The 12,665-nt window shown below is 66.9% G+C and carries 8 protein-coding genes; 6 read left to right on the top strand and 2 right to left on the bottom strand.

Annotated elements, in window-relative coordinates; genetic code table 11:
- Nucleotides 1–93: 93 nt before the first annotated feature.
- Entirely contained in the window at nucleotides 94–855 is a 762-nt protein-coding gene (locus ACHL_RS10855) for an SDR family oxidoreductase (protein ID WP_015937339.1), read from the top strand.
- A gap of 46 nt (nucleotides 856–901) precedes the next feature.
- On the opposite strand, the gene ACHL_RS10850 is transcribed toward ACHL_RS10855, so the two are convergent.
- Nucleotides 902–1,957 (bottom strand): endonuclease/exonuclease/phosphatase family protein, encoded by a 1,056-nt coding sequence (locus ACHL_RS10850; protein ID WP_015937338.1) that lies wholly within the window; start codon nucleotides 1,955–1,957, stop codon nucleotides 902–904.
- A gap of 376 nt (nucleotides 1,958–2,333) precedes the next feature.
- Here ACHL_RS10850 and ileS point away from each other — a divergent pair, with 376 nt between their 5' ends.
- The 4 genes from ileS to ndk are packed head-to-tail and all read left to right on the top strand — an operon-like array spanning nucleotide 2,334 to nucleotide 7,960.
- Nucleotides 2,334–5,675 (top strand): isoleucine--tRNA ligase, encoded by a 3,342-nt coding sequence (gene ileS, locus ACHL_RS10845; protein ID WP_015937337.1) that lies wholly within the window; start codon nucleotides 2,334–2,336, stop codon nucleotides 5,673–5,675.
- 3 nt (nucleotides 5,676–5,678) lie between these two features.
- Nucleotides 5,679–7,037, top strand: coding sequence for a bifunctional folylpolyglutamate synthase/dihydrofolate synthase (locus ACHL_RS10840; RefSeq protein WP_015937336.1), 1,359 nt, complete (start codon nucleotides 5,679–5,681; stop codon nucleotides 7,035–7,037).
- A complete protein-coding gene (locus ACHL_RS10835; protein ID WP_015937335.1) occupies nucleotides 7,037–7,495 on the top strand; it encodes a DUF4233 domain-containing protein in 459 nt (152 codons plus the stop codon). The genes ACHL_RS10840 and ACHL_RS10835 overlap by 1 nt, the downstream gene beginning before the upstream one ends.
- Nucleotides 7,496–7,546: 51 nt before the next feature.
- Nucleotides 7,547–7,960 (top strand): nucleoside-diphosphate kinase, encoded by a 414-nt coding sequence (gene ndk / locus ACHL_RS10830; RefSeq protein WP_015937334.1) that lies wholly within the window; start codon nucleotides 7,547–7,549, stop codon nucleotides 7,958–7,960.
- A 95-nt stretch (nucleotides 7,961–8,055) separates the two neighbouring features.
- On the opposite strand, the gene ACHL_RS10825 is transcribed toward ndk, so the two are convergent.
- A complete protein-coding gene (locus ACHL_RS10825) occupies nucleotides 8,056–8,727 on the bottom strand; it encodes a vitamin K epoxide reductase family protein (RefSeq protein ID WP_015937333.1) in 672 nt (223 codons plus the stop codon).
- Between the two features lie 438 nt (nucleotides 8,728–9,165).
- On the opposite strand from ACHL_RS10825, the gene ACHL_RS10820 reads away from it, so the two are divergent.
- Nucleotides 9,166–12,621, top strand: a complete 3,456-nt coding sequence (locus tag ACHL_RS10820) for an Rne/Rng family ribonuclease (RefSeq protein WP_015937332.1) — start codon at nucleotides 9,166–9,168, stop codon at nucleotides 12,619–12,621.
- Nucleotides 12,622–12,665 lie beyond the last annotated feature (44 nt).

Here is a 12,665-nt window from a genome sequence, read left to right as displayed (position 1 = left end):
ATCCTGCCGCAGATCCGGTGGGCGGGGTGCCCGCTTGACGCTGTGTAACGCGCGGTCCGCCTGAGGCGGGAACCTCCCGTTAGGGTGGTGCCCATGACTGACGATTTGCAGCACAGCAAGGCAGCCCTGGTGACTGGTGCAAGCACCGGTATTGGTGAGGCGACGGTGCGCGCACTGCGCGCGGAAGGCTGGACGGTGTTCGCCGTAGCCCGCCGCGAAGACCGCCTCGCGTCGCTCGCAGCCGAGACCGGTGCCGTGGCCGTTCCAGCTGACATTGCCGAGGACGACGACGTGTCCCGGCTGGTGGAAAAGGTCACCGCCGCCGGGGGCATCGATACGCTCATCAACATTGCCGGCGGCGCCCGCGGCGCGGACAGGGTGGCGGAAGCCAGCACCGCTGACTGGGAGTGGATGTACCGGGTCAACGTGCTGGGCACCATGAAACTCACCCGCGCGTTCCTGCCGATGCTCCGTGCCAACGGCGAGGGAACGGTGCTGAACCTGACCTCCACTGCCGCGATTGCAGCCTACGAAGGCGGTGGCGGCTACAACGCGGCCAAGTTCGCCCAGCACGCCCTCACCAATGCGCTTCGGCTGGAGGAAGTGGAGAACAACATCCGGGTGATCGAGGTGGCGCCCGGCCTGGTGCAGACCGAGGAATTCGCGCTCAACCGCCTGGGCAGCGAGCAGGCTGCGGACAAAGTCTACGAAGGCGTGGAGAAGCCGCTGACCGCGGGTGACGTGGCCGACGTCGTCCGGTACGCCGTCAGCGTCCCGCACCACGTCAACCTCGACGAGATAGTCATCCGGCCGGTGGCCCAGGCCGCCAACCACAAGCTGATCCGCAAGGGCTGAGTTCGCCGGACGGCACGGGGCCATAGACCCGCAACGTTGCTGGGCTTCAGGCGGCCGGAACCACGACCGTTGCGGTGATCGCCGCGTGGTCCGTACCCGGTACCCTGTGGACCTGGTAACCGCTGCTGCCAACCCGGGGGCTTGTCACCACGTGGTCGATGGCGATGCCGGGCAGTCGCGTGCCATCCATGGGCCACGTGGGAAGGAGCCTGGACCCGGAGGCGGCGGCCACGTCCACCAGGCCTTCCTCATCGGCGCGGAGGAGGCTCCGGAACTCCGCATGGTCGTAGGTGGCATTGAAGTCACCCAGCAGCAGCCTGTGGCCGGGCCGTTCCGCCAACCGGGACAAGGCCTTGAGGTCGCTCCGCCATTGGCCCACCCAAGTGTCGACCGGGGGCAGGGTGTGGACATTGGTCAGTTCCAGGACGGCACTGGCGCCAGCCCCGCCGGAACCGCCGGCAGTGAGCCTCACCGTTGGCATCAGGAACGGGGTGTCCGGCAGCAACCCCACCGGCTCCAGCGGATGGCTGGAATACACGGCGCTACCGGCGCCGTCGTCCGTGGGCTGGCTGATCCGGTGGGGCAGCAGCGCGTCGAGGCCTTCAGTGGCCAGGCGTTCCTGCAGGCCCTGTGAGTGTTCCTGGATGGCGAGGAGCGCCACCTTCTTCTCCCGCACTAGCCGGACAATGGTGGCGGCGTCAGCCCGGCCAAACTGCGAATTGATGCTCATGACGTTCAGCTGCACCGTGGCCGTCGGCTGCTGCTCCGCAGGCGACGCCGCCGGCGCTGCGGCAGCGGCGGCAGCGGCGGGGATGGGGCGGGCGATGTCCAGGGGGAAGAGCCAGAAAAGCTGGCAGACCAAGAGCGCTGCCGCCACCACCTGCGGCTCCCTGCGGCCTCCGAACAATGACAGGACCAGGGCCACGCCCGCGGGCACCGCCAGCCACGGCGTGAAGGCGAGCAGCTGGACCACCAGCACCGGCCACTCCGCGCCGACAGCCCGGAAAACGGACATCACCAGCACCGGCACTGCGGCCAGGAGCGACAACCAGGTGCACACTGTGGAGAGGCGCGGGGGGACCCGCCGGCCGGAAGCTGTCATGGGAGTGAGTCTAGGCACTGCAGGCGCCGGAAACATTGGCTGGCCGGTGCGCCGGCAACAGCCAGCCCAGGGGAATGGAAATGCACGTGGACCCGATAGTAGACTCATCAAAGGCTATGACCCGGCAATCACCGGTGAGCTTCCGGAAGAACGCATCACCCGTCCGCGGGAAGTGCCAGTAGAACCGGACGGGTAAGCCCGTTACAGCAGTAATGAGAGGCCGGGGCAGCACCGTTCCTGTGGAACACGCTGCGCCGGTAAGTGAGGTGGTACCGCGGTAAGCGTGCAGTCCTTGGACCGCACGGCAAGCCGTCCTCGCATCCCGGAAAGTGTCCGGCAACTGCCGGTTCGCCCAGCTCAACCCAGGATGTCGAGAATGACGTATTATCCCAAGGCCTCAGCCTCCACCACCGGCGGCCCGTCCGACGGCCGCGCAGGCGTTTCCGCCTCCGTGAAGTTTCCGGAGATCGAAGAGCGCATCCTGAAGTACTGGGATCAGGACGGCACCTTCCAGGCCAGCATCGACCAGCGCAGCGCCGACCTGCCCGGCGGCGAACCCGGCAGCAACGAATTCGTGTTCTACGACGGTCCGCCGTTCGCCAACGGCCTCCCGCACTACGGCCACCTGCTGACCGGCTACGCCAAGGACCTGGTGGGCCGGTTCCAGACCCAGCGGGGCAAGCGTGTTGAGCGGCGCTTCGGCTGGGACACCCATGGCCTCCCGGCTGAACTTGAAGCCATGAAGCAGCTGGGCATGACTGACAAGACCCAGATCGAAGCCATGGGCATCGACAAATTCAACGATGCCTGCCGCGCCTCCGTGATGAAGTACGCCGATGAATGGCGCGCGTACGTCACCCGCCAGGCGCGCTGGGTGGACTTCGACAATGACTACAAGACGCTCAATGTTGAGTACATGGAGTCCGTCCTCTGGGCCTTCAAGCAGCTCCACGAGAAGGGCCTCACCTATAACGGCTACCGCGTCCTGCCGTACTGCTGGAAGGACGAGACACCGCTGTCCAACCATGAGCTGCGCATGGATGACGACGTCTACAAGAACCGCCAGGACCAGACCGTCACGGTCACGTTCCCCATCCTCTCGGGCGATTCCGAGCTCTCCCGCCAGCTGGCAGGGGTACAGGCCCTCGCCTGGACCACCACCCCCTGGACCCTCCCCACCAACGCCGCGCTCGCCGTCGGGCCCTCCATCGCGTATGCCGTGCTGCCCGCCGGCCCCAACGGCATCAAGGCCGCCTCCGCCGACGCCCCCGTCACCGGCACCTTCCTCCTTGCTGCCGACCTCATCGCCGCCTACGCCAAGGACCTCGGCTACGACGGATTCGAAGATGCCGAAGCGGCAGTGGTGTCCACCCACACCGGTACCGAACTTGAGGGGCTGCAGTACCAGCGCCTCTGGGACGACTTTAGCGACAACGAAAAGTACGGCATGGAGAACGCCTGGCGCTTCCTCGTGGCCGACTACGTGACCACCACGGACGGCACCGGCATTGTCCACCAGGCTCCCGCCTATGGTGAAGACGACCAGAAGGTGTGCGAGGAAGCGGGCATCCCCGTGGTCCTCTCCGTCGACGAAGGCGCAAAGTTCCTGCCGCTGTTCAAGCACGGCGACCTGCACGACATCGCCGGCCTGCAGGTCTTCGAGGCCAACAAACCCATCACCCAGGTGCTCCGCGCCCAGGGCCGGCTGGTCCGCCAGGCCAGCTACGAGCACAGCTACCCGCATTGCTGGCGGTGCCGCAACCCGCTGATCTACCGTGCGGTGTCCTCCTGGTATGTAGAGGTCACCAAGTTCAAGGACCGCATGTCCGAACTGAACCAGGAGATCAACTGGATCCCAGGGAACGTCAAGGACGGCCAGTTCGGCAAATGGCTCGCCAACGCGCGCGACTGGTCCATCAGCCGCAACCGCTACTGGGGCAGCCCCATCCCGGTGTGGCAGTCCAGCGACCCCGAATACCCGCGCACCGACGTGTACGGTTCCCTCGCCGAGATCGAGGCGGACTTTGGCAGGCTGCCGCTGAACAAGGACGGCCAGGTGGACCTGCACCGCCCGTTCATCGACGAACTGACCAGGCCCAACCCGGACGATCCCCGCACCCCGGAAGAGGGACAGTCCGTGATGCGGCGCGTTGAGGACGTCCTTGACGTCTGGTTCGATTCCGGCTCCATGCCGTATGGGCAGGTGCACTACCCATTCGAGAACGAAGCCTGGTTCGACACCCACAACCCGGCGGACTTCATCGTCGAGTACATCGGCCAGACCCGCGGCTGGTTCTACATGCTGCACATCCTGTCCACCGCGCTGTTCGACCGGCCGGCGTTCCGCAACGTGATCAGCCACGGCATCGTGCTCGGCTCCGACGGGCAGAAGATGTCCAAGAGCCTCCGGAACTACCCGGACGTGTCCGAAGTACTGGACCGTGACGGCTCCGACGCCATGCGCTGGTTCCTGATGTCCAGCCCCATCCTGCGCGGCGGCAACCTGATCGTCACCGAGCAGGGCATCCGCGACGGCGTCCGCCAGGTCATCCTGCCGCTGTGGAACGTGTACAGCTTCTTCACGCTGTACACCAACGCTGCCAATGGCGGCGGGGGCTACGAGGCCAGGCTCCGCTACGACGGCTACGCGGACACCCTGGATCAGTACCTGCTGGCCAACACCGGAGACCTGGTCCGCACCATGACGGAGCGGCTGGACGATTACGACATCTCCGGCGCCTGCGACGCGCTGCGCAGCTACCTGGACATGCTCACCAACTGGTACGTCCGCCGCAGCCGCCAGCGGTTCTTCGACGAGGACCAGGACGCGTTCGACGCCCTGTTCACCGCCCTGGAGACGGTATCCCGGGCAGCCGCCTCACTGCTGCCGCTGGTCACCGAGGAAATCTGGCGCGGCCTGACCGGGGGCCGTTCCGTGCACCTGGCCGACTGGCCGGACGCCAACCTCTTCCCGGCCAACCCGGGCCTCGTCGATGCCATGGACAAGGTGCAGCAGATCTGCTCCACCGGCTCCTCGCTCCGCAAGGCTGCCAACCTGCGCGTCCGCCTGCCGCTGCAGGAACTCACCGTGGTGGCACCCGGCGCGGACTCGCTGGAAGGCTTCGCCGCCGTCGTCGCGGACGAACTGAACATCCGCTCCGTCCGTCTCCTCGACGCCGCCACTGCCTCCCCGGAGGAGTTCGGCATCCAGCAGAAGCTGGTGGTCAACGCCCGCGCCGCAGGCCCGCGCCTTGGCAAGAACGTCCAGCTGGCCATCAAGGGCTCAAAGTCAGGCGACTGGTCCGTGGATGACTCGGGCGTCGTGACCGCCGGGGGCCTGCAGCTGGAGCCGCAGGAGTACACCCTGGAGACGGTGGTTGCAGAGTCCGGCGGCGGTGCTGCCGCTTCCTCTGCGTCGTCTGCTGTCGCAGTCCTGCCCGGCGGCGGCTTCGTGGTCCTGAACACCGAGGTCACCCCGGAGCTTGAAGCCGAAGGCCTGGCCCGCGATATGGTCCGCGCCATCCAGCAGGCCCGCAAGGACGCCGGGCTCAACGTCAGCGACCGCATCCGGACCACCGTTACCGCTGCGCAGGACGTCGTGGACGCCCTGCAGGCCAACGCGGACCTGGTCAAGGGGGAGACGCTGACGGTGGACCTGACGGCCGAGCCGGCAGACGTGCCCGAACCCGCCGTCGTCGTTGAAAAAGTGGAGGCCTAAGGCATGACTGACGAATTTTCCGTGGAAAGCGTCTACGCCGAGCTGCTGGGGCGTGCGCCGGAAAACAAGATGGAGCCCCGGCTGGCCCCGCTGTTCCGCGCCATGGATGTGCTCGGCGAGCCCAACAAGGCGTTCCCGATCATCCACGTGACCGGAACCAACGGCAAGACGTCCACGTCCCGCATGATCGAGTCCGTGTTGCGGGCCCAGGGCCTGAGCACCGGGCGCTACACCAGCCCGCACCTGTCCAAGGTCACGGAACGGATCAGCATTGACGGGCACCCCGTCTCCGACGAAACGTTCGTGCGGATCTGGGACGAAATCCGCCCCTACCTGCAGATCGTGGATGCCGAGCTGGAGGCGGAGGGCCAGCCCCGCCTGACGTATTTTGAGTGCCTCACCATCCTGGGCTTCGCCATTTTCGCCGACCAGCCCGTCAACGTGGCCATCATCGAGGTGGGCCTGGGCGGCATCACCGATGCCACCAACGTAGGCGATGGACAGGTATCGGTGATTACCCCGATTTCGCTGGACCACACCGACCTGCTGGGGGACACCACCGAGGACATCGCGCACGAAAAAGCCGGCATCATCAAGCCCGGCGGCTTCCTGGTCAGCGCCGCGCAGCCCCTGGACGCCGCGCAGGTCCTTTTGGAAAAAGCCAAGGAAGTTGGCGTGCCGTTCCGTTTCGAGGGCGTGGAGTTCGGCGTCGAATCCCGCACCGTTGCCGTGGGCGGCCAGATGGTCACCATCCAGGGCATCGCCGGGCGCTACCCGGACCTGCTGGTGCCGCTCCACGGCGCCCACCAGGCGCAGAACGCGGCCGTGGCCGTGGCAGCCCTGGAGGCGTTCTTCGGCGGCGAAAAGGAACTTCCCTTCGACGTCCTGCAGGAAGGCTTTGCTGCCGCATCCTCGCCCGGCAGGCTGGAAGTGGTGCGGTCTGCGCCCACCATCATCGTGGACGCGGCCCACAACCCCGACGGCATCAAGGCCTCTGCCGCGGCACTGAAGGAGGCCTTTACCTTCTCCCGGCTGGTCCCCGTGGTGGGCGTGCTCAAGGAGAAGGACGCGGAGGAGATCCTCCGTGAACTCAAGGAATCCCTGGGCGACGTGGCCGAAGAATATTGCTTCACGCAGTCCAATTCGCCGCGGGCCGTGCCGGCCGCCGAGCTGGCCGAGCTGGCCATCGACCTCGGCTTCGGCGAGGACAACGTCCACATCGAAGAAAAGCTCGACGACGCCCTGGAATGGGCGGTGGAACGGGCCGAAGCGAACGACGACCTGTCCGGCGGCGTGCTGGTCACCGGCTCCATCACCCTCGTGGCCGAGGCCCGCATCCTGCTCGGAAAGACGGAGGCGTAGTGGCCAGGCTGACCAAGGCCCAGCGCGAATGGCGCCCGGGCATGCCTAAGAAGCGGCGCTCCACCAAGGTCATGTTCGCCTCGACGGTGCTCCTGCTTGAGGCGTTCGTCATGTTCTTTGCCACCTTGGCGGTGTTCGGCCTGCGCCGCGGCGAGTTCCCACCGGCGCTCATCCTGGGTATCGGGATAGCCCTGAGCGTCGTCATGGTGCTGGCCTGCGCGGTCCTCCGCAAACCCTGGGGCATCGGACTGGGCTGGGTGCTGCAGGTGGTGCTGATCCTCACCGGAATCTTCGAACCTGCCATGTTCCTGGTAGGCGCACTGTTCGCCATCTGCTGGTGGTACGGCATCCGTACGGGAATCAGGCTGGACCGCGAGGCCGCGCAACGCGAACGTGAGCAGGCCGCGTGGGAAGCAGCCAACCCGGACCAGGCCGCCGGATCCGGTCCGGCCCAGTAGAGCAGTCCCCGTAGACTTGACCCGAAACCCCACCAACGCATTGGAGCAGTTGTGACCACTGAGCGCACCCTCGTCCTGATCAAGCCCGACGGCGTCGCCCGTAACCTCACCGGCGCCATCCTGGCCCGGATCGAAGCCAAGGGCTACGCCCTGGCGGAACTCAAGAAGGTGGACGCCACCCGCGAGCTCCTGGAGCAGCACTACGAAGAGCACGTGGGCAAGCCCTTCTACGAGCCGCTGGTGGAGTTCATGCTCAGCGGCCCCGTGGTAGCTGCGATCTTCGAAGGCCACCGCGTCATCGAAGGCTTCCGTTCCCTGGCAGGCACCACCGATCCCACCACAGCGGCCCCGGGCACCATCCGTGGCGACTTCGGCCGCGACTGGGGACTGAAGGTGCAGCAGAACCTGGTGCACGGATCAGACTCCACGGACTCGGCCGAGCGCGAGATCAAAATCTGGTTCTAGGACCCGGTTCCGCACCACCACAGTGGCGCGTACCAACAGGTAAGGCCAATGTTCTTCGGAACATTGGCCTTATCTGTTACTTCATGGCTGGGCGGTTAGAAGCCTGATGTGCCGGCGAACACCTGGATGAAGGCGAAGAAGATGCTGGCAATGACGCCCACATAGATCAGCGCCACGATGATCCAGCCCGAATCCGCCACGACGCGGGCGGCGCCGGACGGGACTGGGATGACCCCGGCCGAGATGTTGCGGATGGTGGTCCAGATGAAGAGCGGGATCATCGCCGCCCAGACGATCATGCAGAACGGGCACAGGACATGGATGTCATACAGGGCCTGGGACCACAGCCACACCACGAAGACGAAGCCGAGCGTGACGCCCGTCTGCAGCCCGATCCAGTACCAGCGGGCAAACGTTGCGCCGGACAACAGGGCCATGCCCACGGTGATGATGATGGCGAACGCCACGATCCCGATAAACATGTTGGGGAAGCCAAAGAGTGAACTCTGCCAGGTCTTCATCACCTCGCCGCAGGAGACGAACGGATTCACATCGCACACGGTGGTGTGGTTGGGATCCTGCAGCACTGCGAGCTTTTCCAGGACCAGGGTCCCGGAAGCGAGCCAGCCGATAGCTCCGGTAATCACCAGGAGCCAGCCGAAGGGCCGGTTCCGGGCCATCATTGGCGTGTTGGCCGCCGGGGCGCTGTCCGTGGTGGTGGTCCGCTCCTGGGCTGGCGTGCCGTTGACGGGGGAGATGCTGGGCATTGGTATGGCGTCCTTTTCGTCCGGTGCTCCTGAGCCTGATTGTAACGCCGGCGGCTGGAGGGAACGCCCAGGAAACAGAAAGCCCCGGGCACCTTCCCGCGTGATTTACCCCGCGTATGAGAGAATGAACGTGGCTGGAAGCCGAACCACATTCGGTCTCCGGTCCGGTGGTTCGTTCCCAAGACCGCCAATGACGAGCAGGGCAGGCTTCGGATTATCCGACACTCCCGCAATCTCCATTGGACGGCACCTGGTTGTGGCATGTAGAACAACGGGTTTCAGAACTTTCCACTGGCTCCTACGGGCTGCCGCACCCCAAGGCCGGTGCGAACCTGGGAGCATCCACTTGACTTCTGTCAGCGCCTGCGGGTTTTGACAATATGTGCCCCAATGGGTGCCGGATGTGGCGGTACGTCAGGGGCAGGAGTGTTGCCACAGATGAACAATGAAACAGAGCTTTCCGTTAACGAGGTTGAACCGGCTGTGGAAGCCGCGGCCGAACCCAAAAAGGCTCCCCGGACCCGACGCAAGGCAGCGCCGAAGGCCGATGACGCCGTAGCCGCACCCCCCGCTGCAGAGGCGGTTCCGGACGATGCCCCGGCTGCCGTTGCGACGCCCGAGACCGCGGACGCCCCCGCAGCCCCGGCCAAAGCCGCCGCGCGCCGTCCCCGGGCCAGGAAGAAGACAGACGCCGCAGAGCCGCTGCCCGCCTTCGCCATCGATGCAGACCCCGCCGGTTCCGGTGCGGCCGCTGGTGCTGCCGACGCCGGCGCTGACACTGCTGCAGAAGCGGCTGCTGCCGGCGAAGTGCCCGCGGAACAGGCAGAGACCAAGCCGGTCCGCCGCCGCCGTGTTGCCACGAGGAAGGCGGCTCCTGCGGGGGACCCTGCAGAAACGCAGGCCTCCGCGGAAACGCCCGCCGCTGCGCAGGAACCGCCCGCCGCTGTCGCGCTGGACGCTGAAACGGAGGACCGGGGTGCCGTAGCCCGGAAGGCGGCCGTGCAGGCAGCAGTAACCACGGCTGCAGAACAGGAACCTGACGCTGACGAAGCCACTGCCGGGCCGGCGCAGGCCACCGGCACGGCGGTTCCCGCGGCTGCAGGAGAATCCGCAACGACGCCGGGCGAAGCCGCCCCGGCTGCAGGGGAAGCTGCCGAGGAACCCGGCGCCTTCGCCTCGTTGTTCCTCGAGCCTGCCTCGCCCACCTCCGTGCTGTTCCAGGCCCCCGACCTGAGTACCGTCGTCCGCCCCGCCGCGCCCGCCGCAGCGGATCAGGGCGAAGACCAGGACGACGCCGAGGACAACGAATCCGAGGAATCCTCCGGCCGCCGCCGGCGCCGCAGCCGTGGCCGCCGTGGCCGCAGCCGGCTGGACGACCGCGAGGACGCCGGAACCGACGGCTCGGACGCCGATGGCGCCTCCGACGAATCGGACGAGGATGAAACCGGTCCGGCGGAAGACGGCGTAACGTCCCGCCGTCGCCGCCGTCGCCGCCGCGGTGACCAGGACCTCGAACTGACCGGCGGGGAAGGCGACGATCCGCCCAACACCGTGACCCGTGTCCGCGCCCCGCGTGCCGTCAGCGAGGCACCCGCCAGCAACCGCGTCACCTCCGTCAAGGGCTCCACCCGCCTGGAAGCCAAGAAGCAGCGCCGACGCGAATCCCGGGACACGGGCCGCCGCCGCACTGTCATCACCGAAGCGGAGTTCTTGGCCCGCCGCGAATCCGTGGACCGGCAGATGATCGTCCGCCAGCGCGACGACAGAATCCAGATCGGCGTCCTCGAGGACGGCGTTCTGGCCGAGCACTTCGTCTCCAAGACCCAGCAGGACTCGCTGATCGGCAACGTCTACCTGGGCAAGGTCCAGAACGTGCTGCCGTCCATGGAAGCTGCCTTCGTGGACATTGGACGCGGCCGCAACGCCGTCCTGTACGCGGGCGAGGTGAACTGGGAAGCAGTGAACCTTGAAGGCAAGCAGCGCCGTATCGAGAACGCGCTGAAGTCCGGCGACACCGTACTGGTCCAGGTGACCAAGGACCCCGTGGGCCACAAGGGCGCCCGTCTGACCAGCCAGATTTCGCTGCCGGGCCGCTACCTCGTCTACGTCCCGGGCGGTTCCATGACCGGAATTTCCCGCAAGCTGCCCGACGTCGAGCGGAACAGGCTCAAGCGCATCCTCAAGGACCGCCTGCCGGAGCAGGCCGGCGTCATCGTGCGCACGGCGGCCGAAGGGGCGTCCGAGGAGGAGCTGACCCACGACATCAACCGGCTCCGCGCCCAGTGGGAAGGCATCGAAAGCCAGTCATCCTCCACCAAAGTCCTGGCTCCGGAGCTGCTGTACGGCGAACCGGACCTCACCATCAAGGTGGTCCGTGACGTCTTCAACGAGGACTTCTCCAAGCTGATTGTCTCCGGTGAGGAAGCCTGGGACACCATCGAGGCCTATGTCACCTATGTGGCCCCGGACCTGGTGGGACGCCTCGAAAAGTGGACCAAGGACCAGGACATCTTCGCTGCCTGGCGGATTGATGAGCAGATCCACAAGGCCCTCGAACGCAAGGTCTTCCTGCCCTCCGGTGGCTCGCTGGTGATCGACCGGACCGAAGCCATGACCGTGGTGGACGTCAACACCGGCAAGTTCACCGGCAGCGGCGGCAACCTCGAAGAAACCGTCACCAAGAACAACCTTGAGGCGGCCGAGGAAGTGGTGCGCCAGCTGCGGCTGCGCGACATTGGCGGCATCATCGTGATCGACTTCATCGACATGGTCCTGGAATCGAACCGCGACCTCGTCCTGCGCCGCATGGTGGAATGCCTGGGCCGCGACCGCACCAAGCACCAGGTAGCGGAAGTCACCTCGCTGGGACTCGTCCAGATGACCCGCAAGCGCATGGGCACCGGGCTCCTCGAAGTCTTCGGCGAGCAGTGCGAAGCCTGTGCCGGCCGCGGCGTGGTCACCCACGACGACCCCGTGGAGCACCGCCGCGCCAACATCGTGGCTGCCGAGCAGCACGTCCACCGTTCCGACGCCCGCCCCAGTGGGAACCGGAACGAGGGCAACCGCAGCGAAGGCCAGCGCAATGAGGGCCAGCGCACCGACGTCAACCAGGAAGGTAACCGCGGCGAACGCAAGCGCCGCCGCGGACGGGGCGGCCAGGCGGCCGAACCGGCACCCGCACCCGCAGCCGTGGCCGCCCACCCCGTCCAGCCGGACCCGCACGAGGCCGAACGCCATGCCAAGGCTGAAGCCACCAGGCTGGCCCTGGCGAACATTGCCGCGGCCGCGCACGCTGCCCACCTGCATGATGACGAGGTGGCGGCTCGGCAAACTCCTGCCCTGCAGGACGCGGGCACCACGGAGAAGCACGACGACGGGATGCCGGCACGCCCCGCGGCTGTCCTGACGTTCGGCGGCGAAAAGGTCGCGCTGCCCTTCGTTGAGCACGCAGACGAGCACCAGGCCTCACCTGCGCTGTCGCTTGACCGGCTGGCCGAAGCGTTTGCCCACCTGGGCCAGCCGGCTTCGCCTGTTGGCAGCCCGTCACGGGAGTCCGGCACGGCCCAGGCCGCGCCGGCCGCCCCCGAACCGGCGGAGGAAGTGGCTTCGGCACCCCGGCAGCCCGTTGCTGCTGCGGCCCCGGCGCGTGAGCTGAACGCCGCAGCCACCGCCGACCCGTCCCGGCAGCGCCGTCCGCGGCGTAACCGCAGTGCCAGCAGGGCACAGGGTGCAGCCAACGCCACCACCGTGGAACACCACGAGAGTGTTCCGGCGGCCAGCGAAGGCCACTCCCATGCGGCCAAGGCACCTGAGCCTGCCGCGCCGGCAGAACCGGCAGCCAAAGCCGATGCGCCCATCATCCTGGGCGTAGGGGTTCCGGCCTCAGAGCTCTGACCGGACCCAGGTAACGCCAGATGCCCGGCCCGCCACTCCTGTGG

The sequence above is a fragment of the Pseudarthrobacter chlorophenolicus A6 genome, from assembly GCF_000022025.1.
Taxonomy (GTDB): Bacteria; Actinomycetota; Actinomycetes; order Actinomycetales; family Micrococcaceae; genus Arthrobacter; species Arthrobacter chlorophenolicus.
Note: the sequence above shows the minus strand (reverse complement) of the source record. Positions and strands in the feature narration are given on the sequence as shown.